The organism is Aeromonas sp. DNP9, from assembly GCF_001728955.1.
Taxonomy (GTDB): domain Bacteria; phylum Pseudomonadota; class Gammaproteobacteria; order Enterobacterales; family Aeromonadaceae; genus Aeromonas; species Aeromonas veronii.
Genome location: NZ_LYSQ01000003.1, coordinates 98,684 through 112,995 on the forward strand (window position 1 = coordinate 98,684; position 14,312 = coordinate 112,995).

At 59.4% G+C, this 14,312-nt stretch carries 17 protein-coding genes; 10 read left to right on the top strand and 7 right to left on the bottom strand.

Annotated elements, in window-relative coordinates:
* Positions 1-5: 5 nt before the first annotated feature.
* Positions 6-785, bottom strand: a complete 780-nt coding sequence (gene mlaE, locus A9G06_RS02640; RefSeq protein ID WP_069554191.1) for a lipid asymmetry maintenance ABC transporter permease subunit MlaE — start codon at positions 783-785, stop codon at positions 6-8.
* Positions 785-1,585 (bottom strand): phospholipid ABC transporter ATP-binding protein MlaF, encoded by an 801-nt coding sequence (gene mlaF, locus A9G06_RS02645; RefSeq protein ID WP_069554192.1) that lies wholly within the window; start codon positions 1,583-1,585, stop codon positions 785-787. Before mlaF ends, mlaE begins: the two co-directional genes overlap by 1 nt.
* Positions 1,586-1,792: 207 nt before the next feature.
* On the opposite strand from mlaF, the gene A9G06_RS02650 reads away from it, so the two are divergent.
* The 10 genes from A9G06_RS02650 (at position 1,793) to npr (ending at position 8,609) form a co-directional block, all read left to right on the top strand.
* Complete coding sequence (locus tag A9G06_RS02650; protein WP_058057518.1) at positions 1,793-2,788, top strand: KpsF/GutQ family sugar-phosphate isomerase; 996 nt, start codon at positions 1,793-1,795, stop codon at positions 2,786-2,788.
* Positions 2,788-3,342, top strand: a complete 555-nt coding sequence (gene kdsC, locus A9G06_RS02655; RefSeq protein ID WP_069554193.1) for a 3-deoxy-manno-octulosonate-8-phosphatase KdsC — start codon at positions 2,788-2,790, stop codon at positions 3,340-3,342. Before A9G06_RS02650 ends, kdsC begins: the two co-directional genes overlap by 1 nt.
* Positions 3,339-3,899 carry an LPS export ABC transporter periplasmic protein LptC gene (gene lptC / locus A9G06_RS02660; protein WP_069554194.1) on the top strand — a complete coding sequence of 187 codons (561 nt, stop codon included), beginning with the start codon at positions 3,339-3,341 and terminating at the stop codon, positions 3,897-3,899. The genes kdsC and lptC overlap by 4 nt, the downstream gene beginning before the upstream one ends.
* Complete coding sequence (gene lptA, locus A9G06_RS02665) at positions 3,886-4,413, top strand: lipopolysaccharide transport periplasmic protein LptA (protein ID WP_026034862.1); 528 nt, start codon at positions 3,886-3,888, stop codon at positions 4,411-4,413. The genes lptC and lptA overlap by 14 nt, the downstream gene beginning before the upstream one ends.
* A gap of 3 nt (positions 4,414-4,416) precedes the next feature.
* Positions 4,417-5,142, top strand: a complete 726-nt coding sequence (gene lptB / locus A9G06_RS02670; RefSeq protein ID WP_005336333.1) for an LPS export ABC transporter ATP-binding protein — start codon at positions 4,417-4,419, stop codon at positions 5,140-5,142.
* A 65-nt stretch (positions 5,143-5,207) separates the two neighbouring features.
* Complete coding sequence (locus A9G06_RS02675; RefSeq protein ID WP_005336331.1) at positions 5,208-6,647, top strand: RNA polymerase factor sigma-54; 1,440 nt, start codon at positions 5,208-5,210, stop codon at positions 6,645-6,647.
* 20 nt (positions 6,648-6,667) lie between these two features.
* A complete protein-coding gene (hpf, locus tag A9G06_RS02680) occupies positions 6,668-6,955 on the top strand; it encodes a ribosome hibernation promoting factor (RefSeq protein ID WP_005336323.1) in 288 nt (95 codons plus the stop codon).
* A 2-nt stretch (positions 6,956-6,957) separates the two neighbouring features.
* A complete protein-coding gene (ptsN, locus tag A9G06_RS02685) occupies positions 6,958-7,404 on the top strand; it encodes a PTS IIA-like nitrogen regulatory protein PtsN (RefSeq protein WP_005336322.1) in 447 nt (148 codons plus the stop codon).
* Between the two features lie 45 nt (positions 7,405-7,449).
* Positions 7,450-8,316 (top strand): RNase adapter RapZ, encoded by an 867-nt coding sequence (gene rapZ, locus A9G06_RS02690; protein WP_069554195.1) that lies wholly within the window; start codon positions 7,450-7,452, stop codon positions 8,314-8,316.
* 20 nt (positions 8,317-8,336) lie between these two features.
* Positions 8,337-8,609 carry a PTS phosphocarrier protein NPr gene (npr, locus tag A9G06_RS02695; RefSeq protein WP_005336318.1) on the top strand — a complete coding sequence of 91 codons (273 nt, stop codon included), beginning with the start codon at positions 8,337-8,339 and terminating at the stop codon, positions 8,607-8,609.
* A gap of 17 nt (positions 8,610-8,626) precedes the next feature.
* Here the strand turns inward: npr and A9G06_RS02700 are convergent, their stop codons facing one another.
* From A9G06_RS02700 to A9G06_RS02720, 5 genes are all read right to left on the bottom strand, one after another.
* Positions 8,627-10,531 (bottom strand): PTS sugar transporter subunit IIA, encoded by a 1,905-nt coding sequence (locus A9G06_RS02700; protein WP_069554196.1) that lies wholly within the window; start codon positions 10,529-10,531, stop codon positions 8,627-8,629.
* 107 nt (positions 10,532-10,638) lie between these two features.
* Positions 10,639-11,379: a KDGP aldolase family protein gene (locus tag A9G06_RS02705; protein WP_069554197.1), complete on the bottom strand. Its 741-nt coding sequence runs from the start codon at positions 11,377-11,379 to the stop codon at positions 10,639-10,641.
* The gene (locus A9G06_RS02710; protein WP_069554198.1) at positions 11,379-12,494 is read right to left on the bottom strand and encodes a DgaE family pyridoxal phosphate-dependent ammonia lyase; all 1,116 of its coding nucleotides are present in this window, start codon (positions 12,492-12,494) and stop codon (positions 11,379-11,381) included. The genes A9G06_RS02705 and A9G06_RS02710 overlap by 1 nt, the downstream gene beginning before the upstream one ends.
* The gene (locus A9G06_RS02715; protein WP_069554199.1) at positions 12,478-13,617 is read right to left on the bottom strand and encodes an amidohydrolase/deacetylase family metallohydrolase; all 1,140 of its coding nucleotides are present in this window, start codon (positions 13,615-13,617) and stop codon (positions 12,478-12,480) included. Before A9G06_RS02715 ends, A9G06_RS02710 begins: the two co-directional genes overlap by 17 nt.
* A 43-nt stretch (positions 13,618-13,660) precedes the next feature.
* On the bottom strand, positions 13,661-14,311 hold the full coding sequence (locus A9G06_RS02720) for a DUF4310 family protein (protein ID WP_011707606.1): 651 nt from the start codon (positions 14,309-14,311) through the stop codon (positions 13,661-13,663).
* Position 14,312: the final 1 nt, after the last annotated feature.

The window sequence follows — 14,312 nt, forward strand, 5'->3', positions numbered from 1 at the left end:
TTACCTTATCCAAACATGACTGCAGTGAGTATAAAATCCAGGCCGAGCACGGCGAGGGATGAGTGGACCACAGTTCGGGTCGTGGCCTGACTGATCCCGGCCGAGGTCGGCTTGGCATCATAGCCGTTAAAGAGCGCAATCCAGGTGACCACCAGGGCGAAAATCAGGCTCTTGATGGCGCCCTGCATGATGTCTTCATGCCAGTCGACGGAGGCCTGCATGGCAGACCAGAAGCCCCCTTCGTCCACGCCGAGCCAGTCCACGCCGACCAGCTTGCCGCCGAAGATGCCGATCAGGCTGAACATAAAGGCCAGCAGCGGCATGCTGATGACGCCAGCCCAGAAGCGGGGGGCAACCACCCGGCGCAGCGGGTCGACTGCCATCATTTCGAGGCTTGAAAGCTGCTCGGTGGCCTTCATCAGGCCAATTTCAGCGGTCAGGGCCGAACCGGCACGGCCGGCAAACAGTAGCGCCGTGACCACAGGACCCAGCTCCCGCAGCAGGGAGAGGGAAACCAGCGGCCCCAGACTCTGCTCGGCGCCGAAATCCTTCAATACGTTGTAACCCTGCAGCGAGAGCACCATGCCGATGAACAGGCCGGAGACCAGAATGATGGCCACCGACTGCACACCCACCACATAGAGCTGCTGGACAAGCAGCGGGAAGTGCTTGTGCGGCTCGGGTTTGCCCGCCAGCGCATGGAACAACATGATGGTGGCGCGACCGACGGAGCTGATAAACCGCACTCCGACCCGCCCCAGCTTGCTTATTTGACTTATCAACATCAGAGATCCTGTAGCAGATCGCCTGCCGGAAAATGAAACGGAACAGGACCATCGGGCAATCCTTTGAGGAACTGCTCGACTTCGGGATTGTGCTCCTCGCGCAGCTGATCCGGCGTACCGTGCGCCACCACCTTGCGATTGGCAATGATGTAGGCGTAATCGGCGATGCTCAGCACCTCTTTCACATCGTGGGTGACGATGACGGAGGTGATACCGAGGGCATCATTCAGCTCCTTGATCAGCTTGACTAGCACCGCCATGGTGATGGGGTCCTGCCCGACGAACGGCTCGTCATACATGATGAGGTCGGGGTCAAGGGCGATGGCTCGAGCCAGCGCCGCCCGGCGCGCCATGCCGCCGGAGAGCTCGGAGGGCATCAGTTTCGCCGCGCCGCGCAAGCCCACCGCCTGCAGTTTCATCATGACGATGGTGTGGATCAGCTCCTCCGGCAGGCCGGAGTGCTCCCGCAGCGGGAAGGCCACGTTGTCGTAGACCGTCACGCCGGTAAACAGGGCGCCGCTCTGGAACAGCATGCTCATCCGCTTGCGCACTTCATAGAGGCGCGAGCGGGAGAGGGTGGGGATGTCTTCCCCGTCAAACAGAATGTGACCGGACTCCGGCTTGAGCTGGCCACCGATCAGCCGCAGCAGGGTGGTTTTACCGATGCCGCTCGGGCCCATGACGGCGGTCACCTTGCCACGAGGAATGGTCAGGTTGATCCCGTCATACAACAGCCGATCTCCGTGACTGAAGGTCAGATCGGAGATGGTGATCAGGTCATTGTTCAAACAATTGTCCATCCGGTGTAAATGAGGTGCGAATTTTATGGGGTAGTCTAGGTCTAAGCAACAGCAAGGAACAACTATTGAACAGGCTGCAAGCCCATTTGCACGACAGTTTTCTGTAACAAAGTGCGTCATCGAGAGCGAGAGTTGCCATCCGATTCGCTTATCCGGGCAGACTTTTTTATAATCCCGCAGCTAATTTCGGCCCGGAGCTGTGTCTTTATGTCTGTAAAGCCTGAGAAAGTGTCTGAACTGTTCGATTTTCGTCGCAGTGCCCGCGCGGTGCTGGACACAGAAAAGCAAGCCATTGATGGACTCTATCAGTATCTGAACGACGCCTTCGACAAGGCGTGCGAAATGGTGCTGCGCTGCGGTGGCAAGATAGTGGTCACCGGCATGGGCAAATCGGGCCATATCGGCAGCAAGATCGCCGCCACCCTCGCCAGCACAGGCACACCTGCCTTCTTCCTTCACCCGGGAGAAGCGAGTCACGGCGATCTGGGGATGATCTCCAGCGGCGACCTTATCATCGCTATCTCCAACTCCGGCGAGAGCGACGAAATCCTGGCTCTGCTGCCGGTACTCAAGCGCCGCGGCATACCGCTCATCTGCATGACCGGTAATCCCGCCTCCACCATGGCCAAAGAGGCCAACGTACACCTGTGCATCAAGGTGGAGAAAGAGGCCTGCCCGCTGGGTCTGGCACCCACTTCCAGCACCACGGCAACCCTGGTGATGGGCGATGCGCTGGCGGTCGCCTTGCTGGAAGCGCGCGGTTTTACCGCCGATGACTTCGCCCTCTCTCACCCGGGCGGTTCCCTTGGCAAGCGTCTGTTGCTGCGGGTTGGCGACCTGATGCACAGTGGCGAGCTGTTGCCCCGGGTGGGGATAGATGCCACCATCAGCCAGGCGCTGCTGGAAGTGAGCCGCAAGGGGCTCGGTATGACGGCGGTGGTCGATGGCAATGGCCTGCTGGCCGGGCTCTTTACCGATGGCGACCTGCGCCGCATTCTTGACCAGCAGATCGATATCCATCACACCCCCATCAGCCGCGTGATGACGGCCAACTGTGTTACCGTAGGTCCAGAGATGATGGCTGCGGAAGCCGTCAAGCTGATGGAAACGAGAAAAATCAACGGATTACTGGTCGTGGATGAAGAGAAACGCCCGCTCGGCGCCTTCAACATGCACGACCTGCTGAAAGCCGGAGTAATTTGATGCAAAACGTACCGACCCTCCATGGTCCGGTGACGCGCAGCCAGTTTGACAAGGCGGCGCAAATCCGCCTGCTGGTGTGCGATGTGGACGGGGTGCTCTCCAACGGCCTCATCTACATGGGAAACAACGGCGAAGAGCTGAAAACCTTCTGCACCCGCGATGGTGCGGGCATGCGAGCACTGCTCAATGCCGGGATCGAGATCGCCATCATCACCGGGCGCAACTCCCGTATCGTCATCGATCGGATGAAAAGCTTGGGGGTGGCTCATGTGGTGCAGGGGGCTGATAAAAAGCTGCCTCACTTCGAAGCGCTGCTGGTCAAGCTGGGGCTGACTGCTGAACAGGCCGCCTATATGGGCGATGACACCATCGATCTGCCGGTGATGGCCGCCTGCGGCCTGGGTATCGCGGTGGCCGATGCCCATCCGCTGGTGCTGAATCGTGCCGATATGGTGACCCGGCTTGGCGGTGGCATGGGCGCGGTGCGCGAGGTGTGTGACCTCATTTTGCAGGCGCAGGGCCATGACGATTATCAGCCCGAGGCTTCGGTATGAGCAGACAGACCCTGTTGTTTGCCCTGCTGTTTCTGGTCGCGCTGGTTGCCTGGCAGTTGGGCAAGGTTGAGCTGGTGCCTGAGAGCGCCGTCAAAATCGAAAACTATCAGCCGGATTTTGTCGCCAAAGATCTGGTGACCACCCGTTTTGATATCAACGGCAAGCGCACCGAGCGGTTGGAGTCGACCTACGCCGAGTATTATCAAATCCTCGAGCAGGCCACCTTCGACAAGCCGGTGGTCTACATGTATGACGATCAGGGTACCGCCGAGTGGAAGGTGACCGCCGAAACCGGCGTGCTCAACACCGGCGACAACGTCATCCTGCGGGACAAGGTGCATCTGGATGGTCTGCTGCCCACCTCCTTTATCTCCACACTGGATACCCCCTATCTGGAGCTGGATCTGGTGACACAGGATGTGCGCAGCAACCGGGAAGTGAACATTCTGGGTCGGGATTTCCAGACCCAAGGGGTTGGCCTCAAGGGCCATCTGGACCGCAAATATTTTGAGTTACTGGATCAAGGCCATGCCATCTATTTCAATGAAAAACGCTAATCTGGCCCTCGCAACCCTGTTGTTGTGTGGTGCGGTGACTGCCAAAGAGTCCGACTTTGCCGAGAAGGTCTACGTCGATGCCGTCAAACAGGTGGCCGAGATGCAGGACAATCGCATCACCTTCGAAGAGGATGTGACCATCAATCAGGGCACCATCCGGATCAAGGCTGACAAGGTGGTAGTGACCCGTTCCGGCGAGAAAGGGGCCGAGGTGATGACTGCCTACGGCAAGCCCGCCACCTTCTTCCAGATCCTGGATAACGGCAAGCCGGTCAATGCCCACGGCAATACCATCCGCTACGAGCTGAAGAACCGGCTGGTGACCATCACCGGCAACGGTCAGCTCAAGCAGGAAGATAGCCAGGTCAATGGCGATCTGATCCGCTACGACATCGTCAAACAGAAGATGATTGCCGAGAGCAAGAGCCCGAGCCAGCGGGTCAAAACCGTGTTCCTGCCGGATCAGGTAGAGAATTTCGACAAGCCCGCCGACCAGAAGAAGCAGGGAAAATAAGCCATGGCAGTGTTAAAAGCAGTGGGCCTGCAGAAGAGCTACAAGCGCCGCATGGTGGTGAGTGACGTCAGCCTTGAAGTGGGCACCGGCCAGATTGTCGGCCTGCTCGGCCCCAACGGGGCGGGCAAGACCACCTCCTTCTACATGATAGTGGGGCTGGTGCAGCGCGATGCCGGTCTCATCACCATCGACGATCAGGACATCAGCCTGCAGCCCATGCATGTGCGGGCGCGTAACGGCATCGGTTACCTGCCGCAGGAGGCCTCCATCTTCCGTCGCCTGTCGGTGTTCGACAACCTGATGGGAGTGATGCAGACCCGCAAAGGGTTGAGCCGTGAGGAGCGTGAGGACAAGGTTCAGCAACTGCTGGAAGAGTTCAACATCACTCACATTCGCGACAACCTGGGGCAGAGCCTCTCCGGCGGTGAGCGCCGTCGGGTCGAGATCGCCCGTGCGCTGGCGGCCGAGCCGCGTTTTATTCTGCTGGATGAACCCTTTGCAGGGGTTGACCCGATTTCTGTGATAGACATCAAGAAGATCATTCAGCATCTGAAAGATAGAGGCCTTGGCGTCTTGATTACCGACCACAACGTCAGAGAGACTCTGGACGTATGTGAGAAGGCCTATATCGTCAGCCACGGCAAGATGATTGCCGAAGGTGCACCGGCTGACATCCTTGCCGATGAGCAGGTCAAGCGCGTCTATTTGGGCGATCAATTCAGTCTATAGTAAGGGGGCATGCCTTCATTTCCTTTGACGAGTGCCTCGCTGAACATAAGGATATCCCGACGTAGATGAAGCCGACATTACAGTTGCGTCTCGGTCAGTCCCTGACCATGACGCCGCAATTACAACAAGCGATTCGTCTGCTCCAGCTCTCCACTCTGGAACTTCAGCAGGAAATTCAGCAAGCGCTCGAAAACAACCCTCTGCTGGAGCAGGAAGAGAGCGAGGCGCAAGAGACCAGTCCGGAAGCGCCGGTCGATGCCAGCCAGCTGGATTCCAGCGATGCCATGGCTCAGGAGCAGATGCCGGACGAGTTGCCGGTGGATACCACCTGGGACGAGGTTTACTCTGCCGGCACCGCCCAGAGTGCGGGCCCCATCCACGATGGGGAAGATAGCGTCTATCAGGGTGAAACCACCGAAAACCTGCAGGATTATCTGCTGTGGCAGATGCGGCTCACGCCGTTCAGCGATGTGGATGCCGCCATCGCGCTCGCCATCATCGATGCCATCGACGAATCCGGTTATCTGACCGTTGCGCTGGAGGATATCCAGGCTGCCGTCACCAGCGATGACGTAGAGGTGGAACTCGATGAGGTCGAGGCGGTACTCAAGCGGGTGCAGCACTTCGATCCGGTCGGCATTGCTGCCCGTTCTGTGCAGGAGTGTTTGCTCATCCAGCTGGATCAGTATGACCCGCAGACCCCTTGGCTCAACGAGGCAAAAGAGGTGATCCTCGAGCACATGGAGCTGCTCGGCAACCGGGATTACCGCACCCTCGCCCGCAAGACAAAACTCAAAGAGAGCGACCTCAAGGAGGTGCTGGATCTGATCCAGCTGCTGGAGCCGCGTCCCGGCAACGGCATCATCCAGAGTGACTCTCAGTACGTGATCCCCGACGTCTCCGTGGTCAAGAAGGGCAGCAAGTGGGTGGTCGAGCTCAATCCCGACTCCGCCCCCCGCATTCGGGTCAACGAGACCTATGCCGCCATGGCCCGCAACGCCCGCAGCAGCACCGACACCCAGTTTATTCGCTCCCATTTGCAGGAAGCCAAGTGGTTCATCAAGAGCCTGGAAAGTCGCAATGACACCCTGCTGAAAGTGGCCAGTTGCATTGTCGAGCAGCAACAGGGCTTTTTCGAGTATGGTGAAGAGGCGATGAAGCCCATGGTGCTCAATGACATCGCCGAAGCGGTGGAGATGCATGAGTCGACCATCTCCCGGGTGACGACCCAGAAGTACATGCATACCCCCCGTGGTATCTTCGAATTGAAGTTTTTTTTCTCCAGCCATGTGAACACCGAAGGAGGAGGAGAGTGCTCATCGACCGCAATTCGCGCGCTTATCAAGAAGCTGGTCACGGCAGAGAATCCTGCCAAGCCGTTAAGTGATAGCAAGATCGCGGATTTGCTGGCCGAACAGGGTATTATGGTGGCGAGACGCACGATCGCTAAGTATCGCGAATCCTTGTTTATCCCACCTTCCAATCAGCGCAAACGCCTGGTTTAGGCAAACAAAAGGATGATGTTATGCAAATTAACCTGACCGGACACCATGTCGAGATCACCGAAGCTCTGCGTGATTATGTGAATAACAAATTTGCCAAACTCGAGCGTCACTTCGACCACATCAACAATGTTCATGTGGTGCTTAGCGTGGAAAAACTGAACCAGATAGCGGAAGCCAAATTGCACGTCAGCGGTGGCGAAGTGTTTGCCAACTCTGAACATGCCGATATGTATGCTGCGATAGACACCTTGCTCGACAAGCTGGACAGGCAGATCATCAAGCACAAAGATAAGTTAAATAAAAAATAACCATGCAACTTGAACACATACTGAGTCGGGACTGCACCAAGAGTGCAGTCCCTTGTACCAGCAAGAAACGCGCCCTCGAAATCATCAGCGAGCTGGCCGCCGAACGCCTTGGCACCTCCCGCCAGGCGCTGTTTGAATGCTTGCTGGCCCGCGAAAAAATGGGTAGTACCGGGATCGGTGCCGGTATTGCGATACCCCACGGTCGTATTGACGATGAGTTCCCGCCAACCGCGATCCTGATGACCTTTGCCGACCCTATTCCTTTCGACTCCATCGACAATCAACCGGTTGACCTGCTGTTTGCCTTGCTGGTGCCGGAAAGCGAGTGCAAGCAGCATCTCAAGACCCTTTCTCTGATGGCTTCCAAGCTGGGTGACAAGGCGGTTTGCCGCCAGTTGCGTCAGGCAACCAGCGACGAAGAGCTCTATCAGATCATGACCTCGGCCTGACAGCAGGCCAAGGATGAGACACCCGTTTTGGCGTGAGGGAACAAGATGCAGTTAATCGTGGTAAGTGGACGTTCGGGCTCCGGTAAAACGGTAGCCCTGCGAGTGCTGGAAGATCTGGGTTACTACTGTGTGGACAACCTGCCGGTCAATCTGTTGCCCCAGCTGATTGTTTCGGTCGAGAGCCAGTATGACAAGCTGGCGGTCAGCATCGACGTGCGCAACCTGCCGAGCGATCCGGAGAAACTGGAAAATCTGCTGGCTCAGGTGCGCAATGAGGGGCGGGTAGAGTTCTCCAGCTTTTTCTTCGATGCCGACAACGGCACTCTGCTCAAGCGCTATGGCGAGAGCCGCCGCCTGCACCCCCTCTCACGCAACAAGCTGTCGCTGGATGAGGCGATTCGGGAGGAGACCCACCTGCTGGCGCCTATCTCCTCGACCGCTGACCTGCGTATCGACACCACCACCCTCAGCATTCACGACCTGAGCGAGCTCATCAAAACCCGGGTACTCGGCAAGAAAGAGAACGAGCTGGTGCTGGTGTTCGAGTCGTTCGGCTTCAAGTACGGCATTCCCAAGGATGCCGACTTCGTGTTCGATGCTCGCTTCCTGCCCAATCCACACTGGCTCCCTGAGCTCAAGCCCTTCACCGGCAAGGATGAGCCGGTCGCCAACTACCTCTCGGCGCAGGCTGACGTGATGCTGTTTACCCAGCAGATCGAGAACATGCTGGTTACCTGGTTGCCCCATCTGGAGCGCAACAATCGCAGCTACCTCACGGTCGGCATCGGTTGCACCGGCGGTCAGCACCGCTCGGTCTTTATTGCAGAGCGGCTGGCCAGTGCATTCCGTTTGCTTGGCAAGAACGTGCAGATCCGCCACCGCACTCTCGACAAGAGTGCCCCCCAATCCTGACGGACCAATAGGACGACCCGATGACTGTTTCCGCCTCGGTTGAAGTGAAAAACAAGCTGGGTATTCATGCCAGACCAGCCATGATGCTGTTCGAGCTGGTGCAGGGTTTCGATGCCCACGTGCTGCTGCGCAATGAAGATGGTGTGGAGGCCGATGCTGACAGCATCATCGGCCTGCTGATGCTGGATTCGGCGCAAGGGCGGCAGGTGGAAGTACAGGTTGAAGGGCCCGAAGAGGTCGAGGCCCTGGCCGCCGTGGTGGAGCTGTTCACCTCCGGCTTCAACGAGGAGTAGTCACTCCTCGTTATATGTTATGAACCGGTACGCGCCAGCGCTTTGAAGCTGGCAAAATCCCGACAAGCCAGCAGATTCCTGCTGGCTTTTTCGTTCATCAGTGCCAGAAACAGGTCGTAGAGACCCATCGCCTCCTCGTAGTCGGCCTTGCTGATGGCCAGCACGAAGATGAGCGTCGCGATTTCCCCGTTGCCCCAGTCGATCCCCTGCGGTGCCAATACGGTATAGACCAGCGTCCGATGAGCCAGCAGGCCGAGGGAGTGGGGCAGGGCGATACCCTCGCCCAGCATGGTGGAGACTATTCGCTCCCGCTCCTGCAGGGAGGCCCTGAAGCCGCTCTCTACCAGATCCTCCGCCTCCAGCTGGCTGCAAATGCGATCAAATAGTTCCGCCTGGGTAAGCGGCTCGTTGACCACCATGAAATGGTCGGCATCGAAATATTTGTCGAGCATATAGGGGCGGGTGCGGTCGATCAGCACCAGCTTGCCAAGCTGCTCCAGCTGGTATTGGGTCGGGAAGGGGGCAACGAGTACCACGGGAGCGTTTTTTTCGTTCACCTTGACGGTACTGATGACAAAGTCCTGCGCGATCTGCGCCAGACCTTCGTAATCCCGCACCGATTCAAGCGTGGTCAGCTGTAACTGGGGATACTCCCGCTTGATACGTGCCTCCAGCACCCGGAAGGTGGCGTTTCCTGCATCGCAAAGCAATAGTGCCTGCGGGCGGCGGGTATAGCCGATATCGTAATGGCGCTCCAGCCCGACCCCGATATGGATCACCAGATAGCCGATCTCGTGGTGGGTCAATCGGTAGGGGGTCTGCTTGATCCACTCCGAAATGGCCGCCAGCGTGATGTCGTAGGCGAGGGGGTAGTACTGCTTGATATGATCTGCCAGCGGGTTGTGGTTGCCAATCTGGTATTTGACCCGTAGCAGCATGGCGCTGATATGGGTTTGCAGGTCGGCCCGCAGCTGTTGGTCGCCTCGCAGGTCGTAAGGGTAGTGTTGATGAATGTAGGTCAGCAGATGTTCCACCAGCTGTTCGCTCTCGGCGGCCATTGCCGGGCTGAGCTGGGGAGTATCGGCAATCAGGCGCGCCTGGATCTGGATGGCGAGACCGGCGATCTCGTCCTCTAAGGGGGGCGTCAGGGTTGGCAATACTGCATAAATATCGCGAGATACTGCCAGCAGCGGCAGAGTCAGATCTTCGCTGGCGAAGTGGCGCAACTCGTGACCGGATGCCTGACGAAGCAGGGCAACGGCGCAGCAGATGGCGAGCTGCTGCAGGCTCTCGTCAGCGAGACGCAGCTGATGTCGGGCAAGCTGAGCATGGATATGATTGCCCACTACCTCCATCGTCTTGCTGGGGCAAAGGTTGGGCAACAGGGTTTGCAACTGGTTGTTGTGCAGCAACTCCTGATAGAGCAGCTGGGTCAAACAGGCACGGATCGCCGTCTCCTCCCCCTGAATGCGCATCCCCAGGCGGGGTTTGCTCTCAACGCTGAGCCTGAAGTGGCTGAGTTGCTCACGGACTTCCGCCATATCCCCCTGCAGTGCCGCCCGGCTCAGATACCAGGTATCAGCCAGCTCATCGAGCTTGATCCCCTGCTCTGCCGTCAATAGCAGGATCTGCAGGTGCAGCACCCGCTCCCGGCTGGTGCGTGGCAGGCCACTATCCTGACCCTGGGCCGCCAGCAGAGCGTCAAACAGTCCCTGATTGTAGATTTTCAGCTGGTAGCCGCTGCCACGCTGGTGGATCAGGTGAGCGCCGTGCGTGGCAATCAGTTCATTGAGGGTCGCCACATCGGTGCGCACCGTGCGGGTGGAGACATTGAGGCGGCGAGCCAGCTCCTCCTGTGGCAGCGGTTCGGCGTGGAGCTGGATCAGCAGTTGATGGAGCCTGGGGTGTGGCAGCTTGATCATAGGGGGTATGCAAGACTCCTGTTGCGAGATAAAGGGTCGATGTTAACAAGTGGGTCATCAACAAGCCAGGCACCGGTCAGTGATTGAACCGGCGCCCGTGACTGCCATCAGGCCAACAGTCGTTTCACTATGGCCAGCAGAGTCCGCACATCCTCGGGGCGAGTGTGCCCGCTCGCGCTGTCGATGATGGAGCTGTAGACGTGCGGGATCACCTTCTCGACACCGGCATCCAGCGCAATCCGCACTATCTCCTCGAAGTTCTCCAGTTCGATGCCGCCGGTGGGCTCCAGCCAGAAGCCGTGGCGGGCACAAGCCTCGGCCACTGCCTGATACTCGTCGCGGCAGGCCAGCCCACCCATGGGGAAGAACTTGACCGAGCTGCCGCCCATGTCCTTGAGCAGGGCGATGGCGGTATCGATGGGCACTATGCCATCCGGCTGCCCGGCGCTGAGTGGACCGGTGGAGATCTTCACCATGCCCGGCATGCCGGTGGGGGAGATCAGGCCGTTGACCAGCGTCTCTGACTGGCCGAGCAGCGCCCGGCTGGCACCGACACCGGTGAACACCTGATTGACGTGCTGGGGCTGCAGCTGGCAGGCCAGCTCGGCCACCATGGCGGATTGGCGCGGATCGCCGGCGCCCAGCCCGATGGAGAGGGCGTTGTCGATAAGCTTGGCGTACTCCTTCATATCGGCAACTGCGGAGGGAATATCCGGGTAGTTTTTGGAGAGCACACCGACCAGCACGTGGCCTTCGGCTGCGTCATACACCTCGACGGCATTCTCTTTGGAACCTGCCAGCACGTTGAGACAGACCCGATCACGGTAGTAGTTGGGGGTAAGGGACATCAGCGATTCTCCTGAACGAGGTTGGCAATGGCGGAGTGGATTTGGTCGAGCTGGGGCACGGTGACGCTGCGCACATCGATCTCGATATGCCCCTCGTTGGCCTTGTAGCCACGACAGTAGATGGCAGGCGTGCCCTGCTGCAGACGGGTGACAACCTGCACTGTGGTCATGCCGATCTGCTGGTGGTCGAAGGCGATATCGGTGCGGGCGATGTCGCGCCCGGCGCTGTCCCACACCACCTTGGCGGTGACGCCGGGCAGCTGGTTGAGACGTTCGATGAAGGGGGTCATCTTGGCGACCATGGCGGCGCCGCTCTCCTTCTCTTTGGCCAGGTAGCGCTCGATGGCATGGGTGAGGCCGAGGATCCCCTCCTTGCCCACCTTCATGGCACGGCCGATGCCGTTGGCCTGCTGCTTGACCCACTCCACGTACTGGCGCTTGCCGAGTACCAGCCCGCTGGTGGGCCCTTCAATGGCCTTGGCGCCGCTGTAGATGACCAGATCCGCTCCCTGGTTGTAGTAGAGGCGCAGATCCTCTTCAGCAGCCGCATCGACGATGAGCGGGAGCCCGTGGGCCTTGGCGACCTCGGCGGCCTCTGCCACCGACAGAATGCTCTTCTGAACGCAGTGGTGGGATTTGATGTAGAGGATGGCTGCTGTGTTGGCATTGATGGCAGCGGCCAGCTGGGAAGGGGTGCACTCGTTGGCGTAACCGGCTTCCACTACTTTGCCGCCACCCAGATTGACCATGGTACCGACCGGGGCACCGAAGTTGACGTTATGCCCCTTGGGCAGCACGATTTCACTCGGCACCTCATGGGGATGGGCATGCAGGTGCTCGAGGCGGTAGGGATCGCCGCGCACTATCATGGCGGCGACTGACTGGGCGATGCCGGCGCTGGCACAGGAGACCACCACCGCATCTTCCACATCCAGTAAACCAGCCAGATAGGTGCCGGTCTTGTTGACCAGATCCTTGACCTCGAAGTAGTGGCCCAGGCCGAAATTGACCGCATCGACCACCTCCTGCTCGGGGGTGGAGACGCCGAGAATGGTCATGCGCCCGGAGGCGTTGATCACCGGTTTGAGCTGATATTTCTCATAAACAGAAGGCATGGTGTGATTTCCCATAGTGAGTCAGAACCAGTTCGCCACCGACCAGGGCGGCGAGAGGCTGCAGTTGTTGGTCACCGCTGCGGGACTGGGCTTCGGTATCCATAAACAGGGTCGGGCCGCTGACGACCTCGAACAGGGTCAGATCGGCATCGGCACCCACCTCAAGCCGACCCTTGGCGGAAAGGCGCAGGGCATCGGCGGCTTGATGGGTGACGCAGGCGAGCACCTGCTCTAGCGTCATGCCGATGGCGAGAAATTTCGACATCACGTGGGCAAGACTGTAGACCGGCCCCTTGATGCGGTTCTTGCAGTAGATGTCGGAGCTGATGGTGCGGGGCAGGATCCCCTGTCGGATAGCCAGCTCCGCCACCTCGAAGCTGAAGCTGGCGCCGCCGTGGCCGATGTCGAGCAACAGGCCCCGCTGCATCGCCTCGCGCACCGCGACCCGCAGCTCGCCAGCCGGGGTCAGAATGCGGTTCGGTTTGCCATTGAAGCAGTGGGTCAGCAGATCGCCATCCCCCAGCAAGGCAACGATTTCGTCCAGATCCGGCGGCGTGTTGCCCACGTGCACCATCAGCGGTAGCTGGCCGTGGGCCTGTTGCAGCGCCTTGGCCATGCGCAGCGGTTGCAGGCCGTTCTCACCGACCACGCTGCCGCTCATCCGCGCCTTGATGCCGACAATAAAGTCGGGGTGGCGACGAATGGCTGCCGAGGCGAGATCCATATTGAGGTCCCGGCTGTCGGCCAGCTCGTTCTGGCGCAACAGGCCGATACGGGAGATGTTGAGCAGGGCATGCACCCGGGTCTTGCAATCCGCAGCGATCTGCTGGAAGTCATCCACATCGTCGGCCCCGGTGCTGCCGGCGTCGATCACGGTGGTGACGCCGGACTCTACGCCCACCTTGTCCGGCTCATCGTGATAGATGGGGGAGGCTGGGTAGCAGTGGGTGTGGCCGTCGATCCAGCCGGCGCTCACATGCACCCGGCCGCCGAGCTCAAGTGTCTGCCGCGCCGTTGCCATCTCCGGCAGGGAGCCGATGGCGGCGATTTTGCCCTCCTTGATGGCAATATCGACGAGCTGGCCATCTCCCTGGCGCCCCGCTCTGATGATGATGTCGTACATGCTAGATGGCCTCTCGAGCGCCGCCCCGCAGGGCGGCGGATGGTTATGCAAGTGCAACCGGGAAGAAGGTACCGAGCAGCATGGCCCCCAGGATGGCACCGCCGGTGATGGGCTTGCCCCACACGTAGAACAGCAATGCACCCAGCAGAGAACCGATACCGATCGGGATCGAGGCGCCCATGGCGGAGAGGATGATGAGGGGGCCGAGGAAGCGGCCCGAGCTGTTGCCAGCCCCCATCATGACGTCTGCGCCGTAGGTGGAGTTGCTCTGGTTGATGGTGAACTTGCGTGCCAGGATGATGACGTAGCCGATGGCCAGACCAATCCCCATGCCGGTTGCCAGCGAGGCTCCGAAGTTCTCCACCGGATAGACGATGCCGGCTCCCAGCAGCAGGGCTGGCACTCCGAGGCCAACCCCAGTCTGGATGGCTCCGCCGATATCGAGGATCCCCACCAGGGATCCCTCGATGATGCGGGCGAACAGGAAGCTGGCACCGAACGCTGCTACCGCGCCGTAGGCACCCGTGTCCATTCCGGCTTTCAGCATGGCGACGAAGGCTACCTCGTTGAAGGCACCGACCCCGTACAGATAGAACATGTGGGTACCGGCAAAGACCCCGGCCGACAGCAGGCCGACGAAGATGGGGAATGACCAGTCGGCATACCAGAAGTTGTTTTTCAGTTTCTCATCCATG

Coding starts and splice junctions, on each gene's coding strand:
- A9G06_RS02705 (WP_069554197.1), bottom strand. CDS start 11,379: ATGTCCCTTACCCCCAACTACTACCGTGATCGGGTCTGTCTCAACGTG.
- lptC (WP_069554194.1), top strand. CDS start 3,339: ATGAGCAGACAGACCCTGTTGTTTGCCCTGCTGTTTCTGGTCGCGCTG.
- rapZ (WP_069554195.1), top strand. CDS start 7,450: ATGCAGTTAATCGTGGTAAGTGGACGTTCGGGCTCCGGTAAAACGGTA.
- A9G06_RS02715 (WP_069554199.1), bottom strand. CDS start 13,617: ATGTACGACATCATCATCAGAGCGGGGCGCCAGGGAGATGGCCAGCTC.
- mlaF (WP_069554192.1), bottom strand. CDS start 1,585: ATGGACAATTGTTTGAACAATGACCTGATCACCATCTCCGATCTGACC.
- ptsN (WP_005336322.1), top strand. CDS start 6,958: ATGCAACTTGAACACATACTGAGTCGGGACTGCACCAAGAGTGCAGTC.
- kdsC (WP_069554193.1), top strand. CDS start 2,788: ATGCAAAACGTACCGACCCTCCATGGTCCGGTGACGCGCAGCCAGTTT.
- mlaE (WP_069554191.1), bottom strand. CDS start 785: ATGTTGATAAGTCAAATAAGCAAGCTGGGGCGGGTCGGAGTGCGGTTT.
- lptA (WP_026034862.1), top strand. CDS start 3,886: ATGAAAAACGCTAATCTGGCCCTCGCAACCCTGTTGTTGTGTGGTGCG.
- A9G06_RS02675 (WP_005336331.1), top strand. CDS start 5,208: ATGAAGCCGACATTACAGTTGCGTCTCGGTCAGTCCCTGACCATGACG.
- lptB (WP_005336333.1), top strand. CDS start 4,417: ATGGCAGTGTTAAAAGCAGTGGGCCTGCAGAAGAGCTACAAGCGCCGC.
- A9G06_RS02700 (WP_069554196.1), bottom strand. CDS start 10,531: ATGATCAAGCTGCCACACCCCAGGCTCCATCAACTGCTGATCCAGCTC.
- A9G06_RS02720 (WP_011707606.1), bottom strand. CDS start 14,311: ATGGATGAGAAACTGAAAAACAACTTCTGGTATGCCGACTGGTCATTC.
- A9G06_RS02650 (WP_058057518.1), top strand. CDS start 1,793: ATGTCTGTAAAGCCTGAGAAAGTGTCTGAACTGTTCGATTTTCGTCGC.
- hpf (WP_005336323.1), top strand. CDS start 6,668: ATGCAAATTAACCTGACCGGACACCATGTCGAGATCACCGAAGCTCTG.
- A9G06_RS02710 (WP_069554198.1), bottom strand. CDS start 12,494: ATGCCTTCTGTTTATGAGAAATATCAGCTCAAACCGGTGATCAACGCC.
- npr (WP_005336318.1), top strand. CDS start 8,337: ATGACTGTTTCCGCCTCGGTTGAAGTGAAAAACAAGCTGGGTATTCAT.